The organism is Candidatus Mycolicibacterium alkanivorans (genome assembly GCF_022760805.1).
In the GTDB taxonomy this organism is placed as follows: Bacteria; Actinomycetota; Actinomycetes; order Mycobacteriales; family Mycobacteriaceae; genus Mycobacterium; species Mycobacterium alkanivorans.
Genome location: NZ_JAIVFL010000001.1, coordinates 3,966,969 through 3,987,048, shown reverse-complemented (window position 1 = coordinate 3,987,048; position 20,080 = coordinate 3,966,969). Strand labels below are relative to the sequence as shown.

The 20,080-nt window shown below is 67.9% G+C and carries 23 protein-coding genes; 15 read left to right on the top strand and 8 right to left on the bottom strand.

Annotation, left to right across the window (positions count from 1 at the left end; all coding sequences use genetic code 11):
* Positions 1-32: 32 nt before the first annotated feature.
* Positions 33-2,441: a putative transposase gene (locus K9U37_RS19495; protein ID WP_243070580.1), complete on the top strand. Its 2,409-nt coding sequence runs from the start codon at positions 33-35 to the stop codon at positions 2,439-2,441.
* Here K9U37_RS19495 and K9U37_RS19490 read toward each other — a convergent pair.
* Positions 2,399-3,277, bottom strand: coding sequence for a class I SAM-dependent methyltransferase (locus K9U37_RS19490; RefSeq protein ID WP_308197416.1), 879 nt, complete (start codon positions 3,275-3,277; stop codon positions 2,399-2,401). The genes K9U37_RS19495 and K9U37_RS19490 overlap by 43 nt on opposite strands.
* A gap of 272 nt (positions 3,278-3,549) precedes the next feature.
* Between K9U37_RS19490 and secY the strand changes: the two genes are divergently transcribed.
* From secY to K9U37_RS19460, 6 genes are all read left to right on the top strand, one after another.
* Entirely contained in the window at positions 3,550-4,875 is a 1,326-nt protein-coding gene (secY, locus tag K9U37_RS19485) for a preprotein translocase subunit SecY (protein ID WP_243073101.1), read from the top strand.
* The gene (locus K9U37_RS19480; RefSeq protein WP_243073100.1) at positions 4,872-5,417 is read left to right on the top strand and encodes an adenylate kinase; all 546 of its coding nucleotides are present in this window, start codon (positions 4,872-4,874) and stop codon (positions 5,415-5,417) included. Before secY ends, K9U37_RS19480 begins: the two co-directional genes overlap by 4 nt.
* A 6-nt stretch (positions 5,418-5,423) precedes the next feature.
* Positions 5,424-6,221: a type I methionyl aminopeptidase gene (gene map / locus K9U37_RS19475; protein WP_243073099.1), complete on the top strand. Its 798-nt coding sequence runs from the start codon at positions 5,424-5,426 to the stop codon at positions 6,219-6,221.
* Between the two features lie 64 nt (positions 6,222-6,285).
* On the top strand, positions 6,286-6,801 hold the full coding sequence (locus K9U37_RS19470) for a sigma-70 family RNA polymerase sigma factor (RefSeq protein ID WP_243073098.1): 516 nt from the start codon (positions 6,286-6,288) through the stop codon (positions 6,799-6,801).
* Positions 6,798-7,517: an anti-sigma factor family protein gene (locus K9U37_RS19465; protein WP_243073097.1), complete on the top strand. Its 720-nt coding sequence runs from the start codon at positions 6,798-6,800 to the stop codon at positions 7,515-7,517. The genes K9U37_RS19470 and K9U37_RS19465 overlap by 4 nt, the downstream gene beginning before the upstream one ends.
* Positions 7,518-7,545: 28 nt before the next feature.
* Entirely contained in the window at positions 7,546-8,058 is a 513-nt protein-coding gene (locus K9U37_RS19460) for a MarR family transcriptional regulator (protein ID WP_243073096.1), read from the top strand.
* A gap of 78 nt (positions 8,059-8,136) precedes the next feature.
* On the opposite strand, the gene mmsB is transcribed toward K9U37_RS19460, so the two are convergent.
* From mmsB to K9U37_RS19430, 6 genes are all read right to left on the bottom strand, one after another.
* Entirely contained in the window at positions 8,137-9,006 is an 870-nt protein-coding gene (mmsB, locus tag K9U37_RS19455) for a 3-hydroxyisobutyrate dehydrogenase (RefSeq protein ID WP_243073095.1), read from the bottom strand.
* Positions 9,007-9,023: 17 nt separating this feature from the next.
* Positions 9,024-10,217 carry an acyl-CoA dehydrogenase family protein gene (locus K9U37_RS19450; RefSeq protein WP_243073094.1) on the bottom strand — a complete coding sequence of 398 codons (1,194 nt, stop codon included), beginning with the start codon at positions 10,215-10,217 and terminating at the stop codon, positions 9,024-9,026.
* On the bottom strand, positions 10,214-11,734 hold the full coding sequence (locus K9U37_RS19445) for a CoA-acylating methylmalonate-semialdehyde dehydrogenase (RefSeq protein ID WP_243073093.1): 1,521 nt from the start codon (positions 11,732-11,734) through the stop codon (positions 10,214-10,216). Before K9U37_RS19445 ends, K9U37_RS19450 begins: the two co-directional genes overlap by 4 nt.
* Before the next feature lie 87 nt (positions 11,735-11,821).
* On the bottom strand, positions 11,822-12,427 hold the full coding sequence (gene rfbC / locus K9U37_RS19440) for a dTDP-4-dehydrorhamnose 3,5-epimerase (protein WP_243073092.1): 606 nt from the start codon (positions 12,425-12,427) through the stop codon (positions 11,822-11,824).
* Between the two features lies 1 nt (position 12,428).
* Positions 12,429-13,424, bottom strand: a complete 996-nt coding sequence (gene rfbB / locus K9U37_RS19435) for a dTDP-glucose 4,6-dehydratase (RefSeq protein WP_243073091.1) — start codon at positions 13,422-13,424, stop codon at positions 12,429-12,431.
* A gap of 35 nt (positions 13,425-13,459) precedes the next feature.
* Complete coding sequence (locus K9U37_RS19430; RefSeq protein WP_243073090.1) at positions 13,460-14,317, bottom strand: LLM class F420-dependent oxidoreductase; 858 nt, start codon at positions 14,315-14,317, stop codon at positions 13,460-13,462.
* Between the two features lie 416 nt (positions 14,318-14,733).
* On the opposite strand from K9U37_RS19430, the gene infA reads away from it, so the two are divergent.
* From infA to truA, 8 genes are all read left to right on the top strand, one after another.
* Positions 14,734-14,955, top strand: coding sequence for a translation initiation factor IF-1 (infA, locus tag K9U37_RS19425; protein ID WP_005140011.1), 222 nt, complete (start codon positions 14,734-14,736; stop codon positions 14,953-14,955).
* Positions 14,956-15,017: 62 nt separating this feature from the next.
* Positions 15,018-15,131, top strand: coding sequence for a 50S ribosomal protein L36 (gene rpmJ / locus K9U37_RS19420; protein ID WP_243073089.1), 114 nt, complete (start codon positions 15,018-15,020; stop codon positions 15,129-15,131).
* A 169-nt stretch (positions 15,132-15,300) separates the two neighbouring features.
* Positions 15,301-15,675 carry a 30S ribosomal protein S13 gene (rpsM, locus tag K9U37_RS19415; protein WP_243073088.1) on the top strand — a complete coding sequence of 125 codons (375 nt, stop codon included), beginning with the start codon at positions 15,301-15,303 and terminating at the stop codon, positions 15,673-15,675.
* Between the two features lie 6 nt (positions 15,676-15,681).
* Positions 15,682-16,098 (top strand): 30S ribosomal protein S11, encoded by a 417-nt coding sequence (gene rpsK / locus K9U37_RS19410; protein WP_005140014.1) that lies wholly within the window; start codon positions 15,682-15,684, stop codon positions 16,096-16,098.
* Positions 16,099-16,112: 14 nt separating this feature from the next.
* Positions 16,113-16,718, top strand: coding sequence for a 30S ribosomal protein S4 (gene rpsD / locus K9U37_RS19405; RefSeq protein ID WP_243073087.1), 606 nt, complete (start codon positions 16,113-16,115; stop codon positions 16,716-16,718).
* Between the two features lie 83 nt (positions 16,719-16,801).
* Positions 16,802-17,860, top strand: coding sequence for a DNA-directed RNA polymerase subunit alpha (locus K9U37_RS19400; RefSeq protein WP_243073086.1), 1,059 nt, complete (start codon positions 16,802-16,804; stop codon positions 17,858-17,860).
* 52 nt (positions 17,861-17,912) lie between these two features.
* Positions 17,913-18,479 carry a 50S ribosomal protein L17 gene (gene rplQ, locus K9U37_RS19395; RefSeq protein ID WP_243073085.1) on the top strand — a complete coding sequence of 189 codons (567 nt, stop codon included), beginning with the start codon at positions 17,913-17,915 and terminating at the stop codon, positions 18,477-18,479.
* Between the two features lie 4 nt (positions 18,480-18,483).
* Complete coding sequence (truA, locus tag K9U37_RS19390) at positions 18,484-19,356, top strand: tRNA pseudouridine(38-40) synthase TruA (RefSeq protein WP_243073084.1); 873 nt, start codon at positions 18,484-18,486, stop codon at positions 19,354-19,356.
* On the opposite strand, the gene K9U37_RS19385 is transcribed toward truA, so the two are convergent.
* Positions 19,357-20,046 carry a cutinase family protein gene (locus tag K9U37_RS19385; RefSeq protein WP_243073083.1) on the bottom strand — a complete coding sequence of 230 codons (690 nt, stop codon included), beginning with the start codon at positions 20,044-20,046 and terminating at the stop codon, positions 19,357-19,359. It lies immediately after the preceding gene.
* Positions 20,047-20,080 lie beyond the last annotated feature (34 nt).

Here is a 20,080-nt window from a genome sequence, read left to right as displayed (position 1 = left end):
CTATTTCGCGCGATTACGGGGGGTGGTGGACGATGACCGTGATGACCGTGCAGCCGCCCCTGCCGCTGGTGCCCGAGGATGCGCGCCCGGTCGGCACGGCCGCGGCGATCGTCGAGGACGATGACGGTGGCCGGGTGTTCGTGCACGGCAATCTGGTCTACGCGTGGGACGCCGGTGACGCCGCGGGGCGCCGGTTCGCGGCGGTGTCGCTGATGCGGATCAAGGCGGCCACCCAGCTGCAGGTCGCCGAGGCGTTCGCGGTGACACCGGCCACGGTGCGGCGCTGGGAGGCCCGGCTCACCGACGGCGGTATGGCCGGGCTGCTCGGCGAACGCAAGGGCCCCAAACGCAAGTCGAAACTGACCGCCGACACCGTCGCCGCGATCCGCCGGTTACGCGACGGTGGGGCGTCCTACCGCGCCATCGCCGCGGCGACCGGGGTGTCGGCGGGTAGCGTCCGCAACGCGCTCACCGACACCGACACCGACACCGACACCGACACCGACACCGACACCGACACCGACACCGACACCGAAGAGCCTGGCGCCTCAACGGGTTCGGATGCTCACCTGCTGTCGGAACCGCAGATCGCGGTCGAACCCGAGGTCGAGATCGAGGTGGAAGCCGAGGTCGAGATCGAGGTGGAAGCCGAGCAGGATTGCCCGGCAATGATGTCCGATGTGCCGGTCACCGACACTGGCGCTGCTGCTGCCAACACCGAGGTGCCGGTGTTGGCTGATCCGGTCGACCGCTGCGGGGAGCGCGCGTTGGCGCGGTTCGGGTTGATCCCGTACGCGCCACCGGTGTTCACGCCGTGCGGGCGGGCCCCGCTGGCCGGGGTGTTACTCGCGCTGCCCGCGCTGGCCGCGACGGGGCTGCTCGAGTGCGCGCACACCGTCTACGGCGGGTTGCCCAACGGGTTCTATTCGCTGGATGCGATGTTGTGCGAGGGGGTGTTCCGCGCCCTGTTGGGCGAGGCTCGCGCCGAGGGCGCCGCCCGGATCGACCCGCCCGCGTTGGGGCGGGTGTTGGGTTTGGACCGGGCCCCGGAGGTCAAGACGATCCGCCGCAAGATCGGGCTGCTCGCCGAAGCGGGTCGGGCCGGCGACTGGATCGCCGCGATGGCCGCCCGTCATGTCGAGGACCGGCCCGAGCAGGCGGCGGTGCTGTATGTCGACGGGCATGTCCGCGCCTATCAGGGCACCCGCAAGATCGCCAAAACCCATGTGCCGCGGTTGAAGTTCCCCGCCCCGGCGACGGTGGAAACCTGGGTGGCCGACGCCGCGGGGGATCCGCTGCTGGTGGTGATGGCCGAACCGGGCGCCTCGCTGGCCGCCGAGCTGCGCCGGTTGATCCCCGAGTTGCGCGCCATGGTCGGCGATGAGCGCCGGGTGCTGGTCGGGTTCGACCGCGGCGGCTGGTCACCGGCGTTGTTCGCCGACCTGCACGCGGCCGGGTTCGACACCTTGACCTGGCGCAAAGGCCCGATCGCCGACCTCGACGAGCACCAGTTCGCCGAGCACTCCCATATCGACGAACTCGGCCGCACCCACACCTGGGCGCTGGCCGACACCCCCGTCGAGTTGCCCATCACCGACGGGTCCCGCGCCGGTGAGGTGTTCGCGATGCGCCAGATCAGCCTGCACGATCGCGCCCGAACCCGCCAGATGCACATCCTGACCACCCGGCGCGACCTGCCGGCCGCGCAGATCCGCTACCGGATGGGATCGCGCTGGCGTCAGGAGAACCACTACCGCTACGCCCGCATGCATTTCGACCTCGACTCCCACGACAGCTACCGCGCCGGCCAGGACGACCCGGGCCGGATGGTGCCCAACCCGGCCAAGAAGCTCGCCTACCAGCAGGTCGAAAAGGCTAGGCGGGCATTGCATTTGGCCGAAACCACCCGGGATCGTGAACTGTTGACCGCGTCGACGCCGCCGCCGGGAACCACTACCGTGCTCACCAACGCGATGATCAACACCATCAACACCGACGCCCACACCGCCCACACCGCGCTCCAGGCGGCACAGGCCGCCCACCAGGCGATCCCCGCCCGGTTGCCGCTCGCCTACATCCACCCCGGCCAGCAGGTCCTCGACACCGAAACCAAGCTGATCCACCATGCCATCCGCATCGCCGCGTTCAACACCGCACAATCGCTGGCCCGGGCGATCCTCACCGACACCGGCTACACCCGCGGTGACGACGAAGCGCACACCCTGATCCGCACCGCACTGGCCGGCTCCGGCGACATCATCCCCGACCACGACACCAACACCCTGCACATCCGCCTCGACCCGCTACCCGCGCCCCGCCACACCGCCGCCATCGACGAACTCTGCCAAGCCCTCAACGACACCAACACCGTCTACCCCGGCACCGACCTGACCCTGCGCTACAGCATCAAATCCCACCGACGACCGCACACCAATTCTTGAGCCATGTCCGGAGTCCTGGGGCCGGGCACACCGGAGACCACCCAGCCCTTTGCGGTCAGGTAGTCCATGACGTGGCTGCGCGGCCCGGCGTAGACCAGGGACGGCATGTCCAGGTCCAGTCCGCGGTCGCGCAGGTTGGACGCCATCTCCCTGGCCTTGGCCGCGTCGAAATCCACGATGCCGGGCACGTATTCGGTGGCCACGGCGCTGCCCGGCGCAGACAGCGCGGTGATGGTGTCGAACAGTCGGTCCTGCGCATGGGGCGGCAAGTAGATCAGCAGACCCTCGGCCAGCCATGCGGTCGGGGCGGTCGGGTCGAAGCCCGTGGCTTTCAGCGCGGACGGCCAGTCCTCGCGCAGGTCGATGCCGACGGTGCGTCGTTGCGCGGTCGGCTGGGCGCCGAGATCGGCCAGTACCGCGGTCTTGAACTCGATGACCTTCGGCTGGTCGATTTCGTAGACCACGGTGCCCGACGGCCACGGCAACCGGTAGGCGCGCGAATCCAGGCCGGACGCCAGGATCACCGCCTGCCGGATTCCGCCTTCGGTGACGCGCACGAAGTACTCGTCGAAGAACTTGGTGCGCAAGGCCATTCCGTTGATCATGGCCTCCACCCGCTCGGGTGCGTCGTCACCGAACGGGGAGGCGTCGACCTTGCTGTCGATCATCGCGACGAAGAAATCGATGCCGACCGCTCGCACCAGCGGCTCGGCGAACGGATCGTCGATGAGGTGCCGCGGATCCTTGGTCGCCATCGCGCGACCGGTCGCCACCATGGTCGCGGTCGCCCCCACGCTGGACGCGAGGTCCCAGGTGTCGTTGTCGGTACGCGTCATTCGTCAGGCCCTCCGAAAGCCACCCCACCGATTATTAGCCAATATAACGAGCTATCGGCGATTGTACGCCGCCGATGCGACGGGGCGGCTATGGTCTCGCGTGGATTCCCGACCTGCCAGGGCCAACTGTTACTCTCGTAGACTGTTTGAGCGAGCGATGCTGCCGGCTGACGGCTGGTGGCGATCGGCGCGAGGCAGGATTACCCAAACGCTGGCCAGGCCAGCCCCAATGGCACGCTGTGACACCTTCGTCCGGCTGCCCAGGAGGAAGAGTGCTCTCGGCTTTCATCTCTTCACTCAGGACGGTCGACCTGAGGCGAAAGATTCTGTTCACGCTGGGCATCGTCATCCTCTATCGGGTCGGCGCCACACTGCCGTCCCCAGGGGTCAACTACAAGAACGTCCACCAGTGCATCGAGCAGGTGAGCGGTGGTAGCGCCGCACAGGTCTACTCGCTGATCAACCTATTCTCCGGCGGTGCGCTGCTGCAGCTGACGGTGTTCGCGGTGGGCGTCATGCCCTACATCACCGCGAGCATCATCGTTCAGCTGCTCGGCGTGGTGATTCCCCGCTTCGAGGAACTGCGCAAGGAGGGGCAGGCCGGTCAGGCCAAGATGACGCAGTACACGCGTTACCTGGCGATCGCGCTGGCCATCCTGCAGGCCACCAGCATCGTGGCGCTGGCCGCCAACGGCGGACTGCTGCAGGGCTGCACCCTGGACATCATCGCCGACCAGAGCATTTTCGCCCTGGTGATCATCGTGCTGGTGATGACCGCAGGCGCGGCCCTGGTCATGTGGATGGGCGAACTGGTCACCGAACGCGGCATCGGCAACGGCATGTCGCTGCTGATCTTCGCCGGCATCGCCGCGCGCATCCCGGCTGAGGGCAAGAGCATCCTGGACAGCCGCGGCGGCCTGGTCTTCGCCGCCGTCTGCGCCGCTGCGCTGCTCATCATCGTTGGCGTCGTGTTCGTCGAGCAGGGCCAACGCCGGATCCCCGTGCAGTACGCCAAGCGGATGGTGGGCCGCAAGATGTACGGCGGCACGTCGACCTACCTGCCGCTGAAGGTCAACCAGGCCGGCGTCATCCCGGTGATCTTCGCGTCGTCACTGATCTACGTCCCGCAACTGGTCACCCAGCTGATCCAGAGCGGCCGCAAGACGCCGAGCAACAACTGGTGGGACCGCTTCGTCGCGAACTACCTGACCAACCCGGCGGATCCGGTCTACATCGGCCTCTACTTCGCCCTGATCATCTTCTTCACCTACTTCTATGTCTCGATCACGTTCAACCCAGATGAACGCGCCGACGAGATGAAGAAGTTCGGTGGCTTCATCCCAGGCATCCGGCCGGGTAAGCCCACCGCGGACTACCTGCGCTACGTGCTGAGCAGGATCACCCTTCCGGGCTCGATCTACCTGGGTGTGATCGCCGTTCTGCCGAACATGTTCCTGCAGATCGGCAACAGCGGCGGCGTCCAGAACCTGCCCTTCGGCGGTACGGCGGTTCTGATCATGATCGGCGTCGGCTTGGATACCGTCAAACAGATTGAGAGCCAGCTGATGCAGCGCAACTACGAAGGGTTCCTCAAGTGAGAATCGTTTTGCTTGGACCGCCCGGCGCGGGCAAGGGAACACAGGCAGTCAAGCTGGCGGACAAGCTGGGAATCCCGCAGATCTCCACCGGCGATCTGTTCCGACACAACATCAGCACCGGCACCGAGCTCGGCCGGGAGGCCCAGAAGTACCTCGACGCCGGCGACCTGGTTCCGGCCACCCTGACCAACGCCCTGGTCGACGACCGGCTGGGCGACGCCGACGTCGCGGGCGGGTTCATCCTCGACGGCTTCCCTCGCTCGGTCGAGCAGGCCGAAGCGCTCGAGCAGATGCTGGCCCGCCGGGACCTCAAGCTCGACGCTGTCCTGGAGTTCCGGGTGCCCGAGGACGAGCTGGTCGAGCGGCTCAAGGGCCGCGGCCGCGCCGACGACACCGAAGAGGTCATCCGCAACCGGATGAAGGTCTACCGCGACGAGACCGCCCCGCTGCTGGACTACTACAGCGGCGAACTCAAGACGGTCGACGCCGTCGGCAGTCTTGACGAGGTGTTCGCCCGGGCGTTGCGCGCACTCGGCCGCTGAGCGCCCGTGGTCTCGCTGCCCCGTCTTCGCAGCCGCAAAACCGTGCCCGCCCGCACCCCGGGTGAGCTCGATGCGATGGCCGCTGCCGGTGCAGTGGTGGCCGCAGCGCTGCGAACGGTCCGCGCGGCCGCCGTTGCGGGGGTGTCCACCAAGGACTTCGACGACGCCGCCGAGACCGTCATCCGCGAGGCGGGTGGAGTCCCGTCCTTCCTCGGCTACCACGGCTATCCGGCCAGCATCTGCTCGTCGGTCAACGACCGTGTGGTGCACGGCATTCCCTCGGCCGACGAGAAGCTGGCGCCCGGGGACCTGGTGTCCGTCGACTGCGGAGCGATCATCGACGGCTGGCACGGCGATGCCGCGGTCACCTTCGGCATCGGCTCGCTGATCCCGATGGACGAGGCACTCTCGGCGGCCACCAAGCAGTCGATGGAGGCCGGTATCGCCGCGATGATCCCCGGCAACCGCCTCACCGACGTCTCGCACGCGATCGAACAAGGCGTCCGCGCCGCCGAGCGCACCCATGGCCGCCGCTTCGGCATCGTCGCCGGGTACGGCGGACACGGCATCGGCAGGCAGATGCACATGGACCCGTTCCTGCCCAACGAGGGCCAGCCCGGCCGCGGCCCCTTCCTGGTGGCCGGTTCGGTGCTGGCCATCGAGCCCATGCTGACGCTTGGCACCACCAAGACCCGGATCCTCGCCGACGAGTGGACCGTCGTGACCTCCGACGGCTCGCGGGCCGCGCACTGGGAGCACACGGTCGCGGTCACCGAGGACGGCCCGCGCATTCTCACGCTCTGACCTCGTCCGCGCGCGCTCTTGAACCAGACCGTCGCCGGTTACGTGTCTTCGCCGGAGGTGGGAGATGGACGATCCGGAGGCCGCGTTGATGCGGGTGCTCTACCGCGACCACGCGGCTGCGCTGTGGCGCTACGCCGTGCGCCTCACCGGTGACCCGGCTCGCGCCGAGGACGTGGTGCAGGAAACGCTGCTGCGGGCCTGGCAGCACCCCGAGGTCACCGACGACGCCGAACGCTCGGCGCGGGCGTGGCTGTTCACCGTGGCCCGCAACATGATCATCGACGAACGCCGCAGCGCGCGGTTCCGCAAGGAGAGCGACTCGCTGGACGCCCCCGGCGCGCCGGACCGCCCGGGTCCGGACGAGGTCAACGTCGCCCTGGACCGGCTGCTGCTCGGCGACGCGCTGGCCCAGCTGTCCGCCGACCACCGTGCGGTGATCCGTCGCTCCTACTATCTGGGCTGGACCACCACCCAGATCGCCGCCGATCTGCAGATCGCCGAGGGCACGGTGAAGTCCCGGCTGCACTACGCGGTGCGCGCCTTGCGGCTGACACTGCAGGAGATGGGGGTGACTCGATGACCGAGACCGACACCTATGCGCCCTGGGACGCTGCCTACGTCCTGGGATCGCTGTCCAGCAACGACCGCCGGGAGTACGAGGCCCACCTGAACGTCTGCCCATCGTGCCGCTCGGCGGTCGGCGAGCTCAGCGGGATGCCTGCGATGCTGGCGATGCTGTCGCCCGACGAGGTGGCCTCCATTGACGACCGCGGGCTCGAACCGCCGCCGATGCGCCCGGAGCTGCTCGACGAGATCCTGCACACCGTGCAGCGGCAGCGGCGGCGCTCCCGGTGGATCACCTGGACGGTATCGGCGGCAGCCGCGGCGGTCCTGGCGGTCGCGGCCCTGCTGGCGACCAACCCGGCGCAGTTCGGACTCACGCCGCTGCAGCTGCCCGGTACGTCGGCCTCGGCTCCGCTGTCCATGACGCCGGTGACTCCGTCGTCCTTCGAGGCGACGGTGGTGGTGACCGGCCAGGGCTGGGGGACGCAGGTCGAGATGACGTGCACCTACGGGGAGGAGCCGGGCTGGGGCGAGGGCGAGGAGAGCGGGGACGAGCTGGCGATGTACGCCGTCGGCCGCGACGGCGGCCGGGTTCTGCTGGCGACGTGGACGGCCCGCGCGGGGGCGACGGCTTCGCCGTCGGGCAGTACGTCGATGCCGCTCGACGAGATCGCCGCGGTGCAGGTGGTGTCCGTCGACACCGGGGATGTCCTGCTTCAGCGCCGCCTGTAAGCCGGCCGCGGTAGGGCAATATGGGCGGATGCCGCCCGACTCGGTCTCACCGGACAAACCGGATCCCATCGCGGCGGCGCGTACCAACTGGGAGCGCGCCGGGTGGGGTGACGTCGCCGAGGGCATGGTCGCGGTCACCTCGGTGATGCGGGCCCATCAGATCCTGCTGGCCCGGGTGGAGAACGCGCTACGCCCCTACGACCTGAGCTTTTCCCGCTTCGAGCTGCTGCGGCTGCTGGCGTTCAGCCGGACCGGTGCACTGCCGATCACCAAGGCCTCCGACCGGCTGCAGGTGCACGTCACCAGCGTCACCCACGCGATCCGCCGGCTGGAGGCCGACGGGCTGGTGCACCGGGTGCCACATCCGACCGATGGCCGCACCACGCTGGTGCAGATCACCGAGCTGGGCCGCTCGACGGTGGAGGACGCCACGGCGACGCTCAACGAGCAGGTGTTCGCCGACGTCGGGATGTCGGCGGCCGAAGCGAGCGCGCTGGTGTCCTCCATCGAGACCCTGCGCCACCACGCTGGCGACTTCTGACCGCGAGCAGACGCAAAAGCCCGCAAATCCTCGGCGTGTCGGGGTCTTTTGTGTCTGCTCGCGGGAGGAACTCAGCGCTCAGCGCAGGGTTTCGATGACCGCGCTGAAGTCCAGGTCGCCGTGGTTGGCGGCGAACTTGGCGTAGATCTCGGCGGCGTGCGTGCCCAGTGGCGCCGAGGCTCCGGTGGACGACACCGCGTCCATCGCCAGGCCGAGGTCCTTGTTCATCAGCGCGGCGGCGAAACCGGGCTTGAAGTCGTTGTTGGCCGGCGAGGTCGGAACCGGGCCGGGGACAGGGCAATTGGTGTGCACGGCCCAGCAGTTGCCGGTGGCTCCGGTGATCACGTCGAACAGTGACTGCGCCGACAGGCCGAGTTTCTCGGCCAGCACGAAGGCCTCACCGACGGCGATCTGCTGCACTGCGAGCACCATGTTATTGCACAGCTTGGCGGCCTGGCCCGCCCCGGAGGCTCCGCAGTGAATGACCTTGCTGGCCATGGGTTCCAGCACCGGACGGGCCCGGTCCAGGGCCTCGCTCTCACCGCCGACCATGAAGGCCAGCGTGCCCGCGGTCGCGCCCTTGATGCCGCCGGAGACCGGGGCGTCGAGCTGGGCCATCCCGGCAGTCGACGCTTGGGCGTGGACCTCGCGGGCGTCGTCGACAGAGATCGTGGACGTGTCGATGAACAGGGCGCCCGCCTTGGCGGCCGGAAGTGCCTCGGCGTAGCAGGCTTTCACGATCGCCCCGTTGGGCAGCGAGGTGATGACGACGTCCGCCTCGGCTACCGCGGCGGCGCCGGCATCGAACACCGACGCACCCTTCTCCTCGGCGGCCGCGCGCAATGCGGGCACCGGGTCGAAGCCGCGAACGGTGTAGCCGGCGGTGACCAGGTTGGCCGCCATCGGCCCGCCCATGTGGCCCAGGCCCAGAAACGCGATCGTCGTCATGCGTAGGCTCCTTTGCCTCATGCCGTTGCGCGTACCCGGGCGGCCTCGGCCGGATTGCGAGCACCGCTCGCGACGGCCCGCCCGATGACTACGCGCATGATTTCGTTGGTGCCCTCCAGGATTCGGTGCACCCGAAGGTCGCGGACGATTTTCTCCAGGCCGTACTCCCGCAGATATCCGTAGCCACCGTGCAGCTGCAACGCCTGGTCGGCTACGCCGTAACAGGCGTCGGTGACGTGCAGCTTTGCCATCGCGCACAACGCCACCTTGTCGGGTTCGTCGTTGTCCAGCGCGCTGGCCCCACGCCACAGCATCAGCCGGGAGGTCTCCAGCGCGGTGGCCATGTCGGCGAGGGTGAACCTGATGGTGGGCTCGTCGAGTAGTGCGCCGCCGAAGGCCTGCCGGTCGGCCAGGTAGCGTCCCGCCTTGTCGAAGGCGGCCTGCGCGCCGCCCAGTGAGCAGGCGGCGATGTTGAGCCGGCCGCCGTTGAGGCCGTTCATCGCGATGCCGAAACCGCCGCCTTCTCCTTCCGGACCGCCGAGCATCGCGTCGGCCGGCACCCGCATACCTTCCATGATGACCTGGGCGGTGGGCTGGGCGTTCCAGCCCATCTTCTCCTCGTTGGGGCCGAAACTCAGCCCCGGTGTGCCCTTTTCGACGATGAACGCCGAAATGCCGCGCGGTCCCTCGCCGCCGGTGCGCGCCATCACCACGTAGACGTCGGAGCTGCCCGCCCCGGAGATGAACTGCTTGACGCCGTCGAGCACGTAGTGCTCACCGTCCCGAACGGCCTTGGTGCGCAGCGCCGCCGCATCCGAGCCCGCACCCGGCTCGGTGAGGCAGTAACTGGCGATCGCCTCCATCGACGCCAGCCGCGGCACCCACGACTTGCGTTGGTCGGCGGTGCCGTAGGTGTCGATCATCCACGCGCACATGTTGTGGATCGAGATGAACGCCGCGATCGCTGGATCGGCGGTGGCCAGTTGCTCGAAGATCCGGACGGCGTCCAGCCGACGCAGGCCACTGCCGCCGACGTCCTCACCGCAGTAGACCGCGCCTATCCCCAGCTCGGCGGCCTCGCGCAGTGCATCGACGGGGAAGTGCTTGGAGTGGTCCCACTCCAAGGCATGCGGCGCAAGACGTTTGGCGGCGAACGCGGCCGCTGTCTCGACGATCACGCGTTCGTCGTCGTCCATACCCAGTAAGTTCATTTCATCGTCGGGATGACGAACTCGGCGCCGTCCTTGATACCCGACGGCCACCGCTCGGTGATCGTCTTGACCTTGGTGTAGAACTGGATCGCGGCCGGCCCGTGCTGGTTGAGGTCGCCGAAACCGGACCGCTTCCAGCCGCCGAAGGTGTGATACGCCACCGGAACCGGGATCGGCACGTTGACGCCGACCATGCCGACCTGCACGCGCGAGACGAAGTCGCGGGCGGTGTCGCCGTCGCGGGTGAATATCGCCACGCCGTTGCCGTACTCGTGCTCGTTGGGCAGCCGCAGGGCTTCCTCGTAATCCTTGACGCGCACGATGCATACCACCGGCCCGAAGATCTCGTCCTTGTAGATGGACATGTCGGTGGTGACGTGATCGAACAGGGTCGGGCCGATGAAGAAGCCGCCCTCGATGCTGTCGTCGCCGAATGTCAGTTCGTCGCTGCCCTTGTCGCGTCCGTCGACGACGATGTCGGCACCGGCGGCGACACCGGCGTCGATGTAGCCGCGCACCCGGTCGAGGGCGGCCTCATTGACCAGCGGCCCGTAGTCGGCCTTGGGGTCCAGGCTGTGGCCGACCCGGAGGTGTTCGACCCGTTCGGCGAGCCGGGCGCGAAGGCGGTTCGCGGTCTCGTCGCCCACAGCGACCGCGACGCTGATGGCCATGCAGCGCTCGCCGGCGCTGCCGTAACCGGCGCCGACGAGGGCGTCGATGGCCTGGTCCAGGTCGGCGTCGGGCATGACGATCATGTGGTTCTTGGCGCCGCCGAAGCACTGTGCGCGCTTGCCGTTGGCCGCGGCGGTGGCATAGATGTACTGCGCGATGTCGGAGCTGCCGACGAAGCCGTAGGCCTTGATGTCGGGATGGGCGAGCAGTGCGTCGACCGCTTCCTTGTCGCCCTGTACGACCTGGAATACGCCCGGCGGTAGGCCGGCTTCGAGGAACAGCTCGGCCAGCCGGAGCGGTACCGACGGGTCGCGCTCGGAGGGCTTGAGGATGAATGCGTTACCGCAGGCCAGTGCGGGGCCGGCCTTCCATAGCGGGATCATCGCCGGGAAGTTGAACGGGGTGATGCCGCAGACCACGCCGAGCGGCTGGCGGATCGAGTACACGTCGATGCCCGGGCCGGCGCCCTCGGTGAACTCGCCCTTCATCAGGTGCGGGATTCCGGTGGCGAACTCGATGACCTCGATGCCGCGCTGGATGTCACCGAGGGCGTCGGGGACGGTCTTGCCGTGCTCGATCGAGAGCAACTCGGCCAGCTCGTTGGCGTTGGCGTTGACCAACTCGATGAACTTCGTCAGGACGCGGGCCCGGCGCTGCGGGTTCCACGCGCCCCACTCCTTCTGGGCCACCACCGCCGAGGCCACCGCGGTGTCGACGTCGGCGGCCGAGGCCAGCAGCACCTTGGCCTGCACTTCCCCGGTGCTGGGGTTGAAGACGTCCGCGGTGCGCGTGCTGCTGAGGTTGCTGCGCTTGCCGTCGATGAAGTGCTGGATGGTTGTGCTCATGGACTGTCCCTTGGCTGACCCTGCGGCTGAATACTAGGACATCCTAGTAACCGATCGCGGCGGTGCGCAAGGGGTCACGGGCTGGGACTATCGCCGGGGCAATCCGTCGACGAACGCGCGGCAGTCGGCCCAGCTGGGCAGCAGGTCGGCGGCCGCCACCTCGGCCAGCGGTGCGGCGGCGGCGTCGCGCCCGGAGAGCACCAGCTGATCGGCCGGCAGCGGCCACTGGATGCCGATCGCCGGGTCGGTGGCGGCGATGGTGTGCTCGCGCCGCGGTGCGTACGGTGCCGAGCACAGGTACATCACGGTCGAATCATCTTGCAGCGCAAGGAAACCGTGCGCCAGTCCTTCGGAGAGGTAGACCGAACGGTGGTCGACATCGTCGAGCAGCACCGAATCCCACCGGCCGTAGGTGGGGGAGCCGACCCGGACGTCGACGACGACGTCGAACACCGATCCCTTCACACACGTCACGTACTTGGCCTGGCTGGGCGGCAGCTGGGCGAAGTGCAGGCCGCGCAGCACCCCGGCCGCCGACACCGAGCAGTTGGCCTGCCGCATGTCGAACGCGTGGCCGGTCATCTCGGCGAACGCGCCCTCGGTGAACCATTCGAAGAACATCCCGCGGTCGTCGCCATGCTGCGACGGAGTGATCTCCCAGGCGCCCGGCACCGACAGCTCACGAAAGCTCATGTCACTGACCGCGTTTCGCGTAACCCGCTTCGACCCGCTCCTTCAGCGGGGCCCACCACCACTCGTTGTCGCGATACCAGGCGATGGTGCTGCCCAGCCCGTCGGCGAAGTCGGTGTGCTTAGGTGCCCAGCCGAGTTCGTCACGCAGCGCGCCCGAGTCGATGGCGTACCGCAGGTCGTGGCCGGCCCGGTCGGTGACGTGGTCGAAGTCGTCGGGGTCGCGGTCCATCAGCTGCAGGATCATTCGCAGCACCGAGAGGTTGTCGCGCTCGCCGTCGGCACCGATCAGGTAGGTGCGGCCGATCTCGCCGCCGTCCAGGATTCGCCACACCGCGCTGTTGTGGTCTTCCACGTGGATCCAGTCGCGCACGTTGGCCCCGGCGCCGTAGAGCTTGGGCCGCCGCCCGGTGAGGATGTTGGTGATCTGTCGCGGGATGAACTTCTCGATGTGCTGGTAGGGCCCGTAGTTGTTGGAGCAGTTGGAGATCGTCGCGCGCACGCCGTAGGACCGCACCCAGGCCCGTACCAGCAGGTCGGCCGAGGCCTTGGTCGCCGAATACGGGCTCGAGGGGTTGTACGGGGTGGACTCGGTGAACCGCACGTCCTCGCCGAGCGGCAGGTCGCCGTACACCTCGTCGGTGGAGACGTGGTGCAGCCGAACCCCGTGCCGGCGAACCGCTTCCAGCACCGAGAAGGTGCCGATGACGTTGCTGCGCAGAAACGGTGCCGGGTCGGCCAGTGCGTTGTCGACGTGGGTTTCGGCCGCGAAGTGCGCCACCGCGTCGGACTCGGCGACCAGCCGTTCCACCAACTGTTCGTCGGCCAGGTCGCCCTCGACGAGCCGGATGTCGTCGGCCACCGGGGCCAGCGACTCGCGGCTACCGGCGTAGGTCAGCGCGTCGAGAACGGTGACCGAGACGTCAGGACGCTCACGGACCGTGCTGTGAACGAAGTTGGCACCGATGAATCCGGCGCCCCCCGTGACCAACAGCCGCATGCTGCCACCCTAACGGTAACGGGCGGCCGCCGCGCTCACTCGGTCGCGGTGAGCCCCAGCGGCCCGGCCAGTTCGGTGAGCGTGGGGATCAGCTTGTCCCAGCCGCCCAGCACCTGAATCGTCACGTGGTCGGCGCCGGAGTCGAGGTGCTCGGTCAGCCGCGCGGCGACCGCCTCGGGTGTTCCGTGCGCCACCACCGCGTCGATCAGCTTGTCGCTGCCGGGCTTGGCGACATCGGCGTCGGTGAAACCCAGCCGCTTCCAGTTGTTGACGTAGTTGCTCAGGTCCAGATAGAAGCCGACGCTCTGGCGGCCCAGCTCGCGGGCGGCATCGGCGTCCGTCGACAGCACCACTTTGTGTTCGGGCGCCAGGAACACCGACGCCCCCACCAGGTCGCGGGCCTGCGCGGTGTGCTCGGGTGTGGTCAGGTAGGGATGGGCGCCGGCGCTGCGCCGCGCCGACAGTTGCAGCACCTTGGGTCCCAGCGCGGCGATCACCCGGCGGCTGGTCGGCACGGTGTGGCGGTCCAGCTCGTCGAGATAACTCACCAGGGCCTCGTACGGCTTCTGGTACTGCTGGGTGTGCTCGGGATGGCCCACGCCGACGCCGAGCAGGAACCGGCCTGGATAGGCGTTCTCGATGCGGTGGTAGGACTCGGCCACCTCGTCGGCCGGGGCGCTCCAGATATTGACGATCCCGGTCGCGACGGACAGGTTCTCGGTGCGCTCCAGGATCGGCTCGACGAACTCCAGTGCGGCCGCGGGGGATCCGCCGACCCACACCGCGCCGTAGCCCAGCCGCTCGATCTCGACCGCCTGCTCGGGGGTCACCGCGCCGCCGGTCCACACCCCGAACCGGCCGAGGTCGGGCTTGAGCAGTGAAGGGTCGGTCATCTGATCCTTACCTTTCTTGACGGGCGTCTGGGGCCGTCGGCCTTAGGCTTCGAATCCCCAGGGGACGTCGGGTATGGCTTTCAACTGGTCGCTGCTGTTCGTGGCCGAAGGAGATTGGCCGCCTGTCCTTCAACCTCGGTCCGGTCGTGAACTATTCCGACGACAGCTCGGCGGGCGTGGGCGCCTCCGGTGCCGGTGCCACGAGTGGCGGATGCCGCGTTTTGGAGTAGCGCGGCGAAACGGGTATCGTAGACCAACGGTGCGGTTCCCGCGCCGACTCTTGCGTGCCCAGTCCTGGAGTTTCCTGTCACCGGCTCACGTTTTTGCAGTCGGGGCGAATGCTGCCCGACTGTGAGTGCCTGTCGCCGCAAGCGGCTGGTGCCCGCAGGACCAACAAAAGCAGGATGTGAGAGGTTATGGCCAAGAAAGACGGTGCCATCGAGGTCGAGGGCCGCGTGGTCGAGCCCCTGCCCAATGCGATGTTTCGCATTGAGCTGGAGAACGGTCACAAGGTGCTCGCTCACATCAGCGGCAAGATGCGGCAGCACTACATCCGCATCCTTCCCGAGGACCGGGTGGTGGTGGAGTTGTCTCCCTACGACCTGACCCGGGGTCGCATTGTGTACCGGTACAAGTAGGCCCGGCTCCGAGCCAGCATGACATCAAGACAACCGACGAGAACTAGAAGGATCAACGAGCCGTGAAGGTGAACCCGAGCGTCAAGGCGATCTGCGACAAGTGCAGGGTGATCCGCCGGCATGGGCGGGTCATGGTGATCTGCTCTGATCCGCGCCACAAGCAGCGGCAGGGCTAAGCCCACTGCCGCCCCTCAGCGGCGTCGCAGTAACCACAACTGAATGCAGACCTCCCAGTACCACTGAGCAGATTGGCTGCTCACCCACGCCCGGAACGGAGGCCGGGCCCCGACGCAGTCGGGAACGGACTGGGAACAGACCTCCGCTTAGAAGAAGGAACACAGCCCTGTGGCACGTCTAGTGGGCGTCGATCTTCCGCGCGACAAGCGCATGGAGATCGCGCTGACCTACATCTACGGCATCGGCCGTACCCGCTCCCAGGAAATCCTTGCCGCGACCGGTATCGACCGGGATCTGCGCACCAAGGACCTGACCGACGATCAGCTCACGCAGCTGCGTGACTACATCGAAGCCACCCTCAAGGTGGAGGGTGACCTGCGCCGCGAGGTGCAGGCCGACATCCGCCGCAAGATCGAGATCGGTTGCTACCAGGGCCTGCGGCATCGCCGCGGCCTGCCGGTGCGCGGCCAGCGGACCAAGACCAATGCGCGTACCCGCAAGGGCCCGAAGCGCACCATCGCCGGCAAGAAGAAGGCCAGGTAACCCCGGATGGCACAAGCAAAGAAGGGCGGCGCTGCCCCCAAGAAGGGGCAGAAGACCCGTCGTCGGGAAAAGAAGAACGTCCCGCACGGCGCCGCGCACATCAAGAGCACGTTCAACAACACGATCGTCTCGATCACCGATCCGCAGGGCAACGTCATCGCCTGGGCGTCGTCGGGTCACGTCGGCTTCAAGGGCTCGCGTAAGTCGACCCCGTTCGCCGCGCAGCTGGCCGCCGAGAACGCCGCCCGCAAGGCGCAGGAGCACGGCGTGAAGAAGGTCGACGTGTTCGTGAAGGGCCCGGGTTCGGGTCGCGAGACCGCCATCCGCTCGCTGCAGGCCGCAGGCCTCGAGGTGGGCGCGATTTCCGATGTCACCCCGCAGCCGCACAACGGCTGCCGTCCGCCCAAGCGGCGCCGGGTCTAGGGAGGAACTGACTCATGGCTCGTTACACCGGACCCGCCACCCGCAAGTCGCGCCGCCTCGGCGTCGACCTCGTTGGCGGTGATCAGTCGTTCGAGAAGCGCCCCTACCCGCCGGGCCAGCATGGCCGCGCGCGGATCAAGGAGAGCGAGTACCGCCAGCAGCTGCAGGAGAAGCAGAAGGCCCGCTTCACCTATGGCGTCATGGAGAAGCAGTTCCGCCGCTACTACGAAGAGGCGAACCGTTCGGCCGGCAAGACCGGTGAGAACCTGCTGCAGATCCTGGAGACCCGCCTGGACAACGTCGTCTACCGCGCCGGTCTGGCGCGTACCCGACGGATGGCGCGCCAGCTGGTCAGCCACGGCCACTTCACCGTCAACGGTGTCAAGGTGAACATCCCGAGTTACCGGGTGTCGCAGTACGACATCATCGACATCAGGGGCAAGTCGCTGAACACGCTGCCGTTCGAGCTGTCGCGTCAGACCGCCGGTGAGCGTCCGATCCCGGGCTGGCTGCAGGTCATCGGCGAGCGTCAGCGAATCCTCGTGCACCAGCTGCCCACCCGTGAGCAGATCCAGGTGCCGCTCGCCGAGCAGCTGATCGTCGAGTACTACTCGAAGTAAGAAGACGTCTGCCGCGGAATTCCCTGCGGCAGGACACCTAACGGCATCAAATAGCGGGTGCCGAGAAGGAGAAACGAAACACCATGCTGATTTCTCAGCGACCCACACTGGGCGAAGAGGCCATCGCCGAGAACCGGTCCCAGTTCGTCATCGAGCCGCTGGAGCCCGGTTTCGGCTACACCCTTGGCAATTCGCTGCGGCGTACGCTGCTGTCGTCGATTCCCGGCGCGGCCGTGACGAGCATCCGCATCGACGGTGTGCTGCACGAGTTCACCACCGTTCCCGGGGTGAAGGAAGACGTCACCGACATCATCCTGAACCTCAAGGGTCTGGTCGTGTCATCCGAGGAGGACGAGCCGGTCACCATGTACCTGCGCAAGCAGGGCCCGGGTGACGTCACCGCCGGTGACATCGTCCCGCCGGCCGGTGTGACGGTGCACAACCCCGACATGCACATCGCGACCCTGAACGACAAGGGCAAGCTCGAGGTCGAGCTGGTCGTCGAGCGTGGCCGCGGTTACGTGCCGGCCGTGCAGAACAAGGCCTCCGGTGCCGAGATCGGCCGTATCCCGGTCGATTCCATCTACTCGCCGGTGCTCAAGGTCACCTACAAGGTGGAGGCCACCCGCGTCGAGCAGCGCACGGACTTCGACAAGCTGATCCTCGACGTCGAGACCAAGAACTCGATCAGCCCGCGCGACGCCTTGGCGTCGGCCGGCAAGACCCTGGTCGAACTGTTCGGTCTGGCACGCGAACTCAACGTCGAGGCCGAGGGCATCGAGATCGGCCCCTCGCCCGCCGAGGCCGACCACATCGCGGCGTTCGGGCTGCCGATCGACGATCTGGATCTCACCGTCCGGTCGTACAACTGCCTCAAGCGCGAGGGTGTGCACACCGTCGGCGAGCTGGTCGCCCGCACGGAGTCCGATCTGCTGGACATCCGTAACTTCGGCCAGAAGTCGATCGACGAGGTGAAGATCAAGCTGCACCAGCTGGGACTGTCGCTCAAGGACAGCCCGGCCAGCTTCGATCCGTCCGAGGTCGCCGGCTACGACGTGGCCACCGGCACCTGGACCAGTGACTCCGGCTATGACCTGGATGCCGACCAGGACCAGGACTACGCCGAGACCGAACAGCTCTAAATCCCTTCCCGGTCTTACCTGATACGGAGATCGGCTCACCTAGGAGATTGCAATGCCCAAGCCCACCAAGGGCCCTCGCCTCGGCGGGTCGTCCTCGCACCAGAAGGCGATTCTGGCCAACCTGGCCACGTCGCTCTTCGAGCACGGCCGGATCAAGACGACCGAGCCCAAGGCCAGGGCGCTGCGGCCGTACGCCGAGAAGCTCATCACCCACGCCAAGAAGGGCGCGCTGCACAACCGGCGTGAGGTGATGAAGAAGATCCGCGACAAGGACGTGGTGCACACCTTGTTCGCCGAGATCGGCCCGTTCTTCGCCGACCGTAACGGCGGCTACACCCGAATCATCAAGGTGGAGGCACGCAAGGGCGACAACGCCCCGATGGCCGTCATCGAGCTGGTGCGGGAGAAGACGGTGACCTCGGAGGCAGACCGGGCCAGGCGTGCAGCCAAGAAGGTGTCGGTGGCGGCTGCTGCCGCGCCGCAGGCTGCGGTCGAGCCCGAGGCTGCGGTCGAGCCCGAGGTCGCGGCCGGTCCGGAGGCGGAGGACAGCGCCGAGGAGATCAAGGCCGAGGACGTCGCAGAGGAGCAGGCCGAGGGTTCGGACACTGACGAGTCCTGAGACTGTGACGACGAACGTGCCCGCCGCCGACTCCGGTGGCGGGCACGTTCGTCTGCGGCTCGACATCGCTTACGACGGAACCGATTTCACCGGCTGGGCGGTGCAGGACGGACATCGGACCGTCGCCGGTGTTCTGGACGAGGCCTTCTCGACCGTCTTCCGGGTGCCGGTCCGGTTGTTCGCCGCCGGCCGCACCGACAGCGGTGTCCACGCCAGCGGCCAGGTGGCCCACGTCGACGTCCCCGCCGAGGCGCTGGTCCAGGCCTATCCCCGTCACACCCGGCCGGGTGAAGCCGAATTTCTGCCGCTGGTGCGCCGGCTGGGCCGGTTCCTGCCCGCCGATGTCCGGGTGCGTGAGATCACCAGGGCGCCAGCCGGATTCGACGCCAGGTTCTCGGCCCTTCGCCGGCACTACGTCTATCGGTTGTCGTCGGCACCCTACGGGGTCGACCCCGATCTGGCGCGCTACGTGACAGCATGGCCGCGGCCGCTGGACATCGCGGCGATGACCGAGGCGTCACGAAATCTGCTGGGACTGCATGACTTCGCCGCGTTCTGCCGGCACCGGGCCGGGGCGACGACGATCCGCGACCTGCAGCGCCTGGAGTGGGTTCGTGACGGCGACATGATCACCGCCGTCGTCACCGCCGACGCGTTCTGCTGGTCGATGGTTCGCTCACTGGTCGGTGCGCTGCTGGCGGTGGGGGAGGGCCGACGCGAACCGGCTTGGTGCGCAACGCTGTTGGAGGCAGATCACCGCTCGAGCGCGTTCGCCGCGGCGCCGGCGCGCGGCCTCACGCTGGCGGGTGTCGACTATCCGCCCGACGGCCAGCTGGCCGCCCGGGTCGCGGTCACCCGCGACCTGCGCAGCATCTGATCAGAGCTTGCCCGCCACGAATCCGGCGGCCTGGTCGACCAACCCGGAGTCGATGTAGGCGGCCTGCAGATGGGCGTTCCAGTTGTCGCCCCAACTCTCCGGATCCATATTGTTGTTGCAGACCGGGTCGTCAGGGGTGCACAGGTCGATCGTCTTGTCGCCGTAGAGCGGGCTGACGTCGGACACCGGCCCGAACACCTTCCGCGTCCCGTTGCCGAACAGGGCGACCGCGGCTACGTGTTGGTCCATGCCCAGCGGCAGTGGGTTGTTGTAACCGAACACCGGTGAGGGCACGGCCAGCACCACGTCGGTGACGGCGGCGCCCAGTGAGTAGCCGCCGAGGACCAGCCGCGTGTTGGGGCAACTGGACGCCATGTACTGGATGTGCTTGCTCATGTCGTTGGCGCCGAGGTCGACCTGGTAGTCGGCGGGGTAGTTCACCGCGTAGAAGCCGACCTTCTTGGAGGTCTTGGCGCGCAACGCGTTGACGAACGCCTCGCCGAGGCGGCCCGTACCGGGGGGCTCCAGCCGGCCGCGGGCGAAGATCACTTCGACGTCCGGGCACGCGGCGGCCTGCGCCGCAGCAAGAATTCGAGACGATTCGTGCGGCGACATCGCCGGGGCGAGCAACATGGCGGCGGCAGCGGACATCACCCCTACCGCGCTGGTCACGAGCCGACCGATACGCATCCTGCCATGGTAGACGACCCGCGAGGGCGCTGCC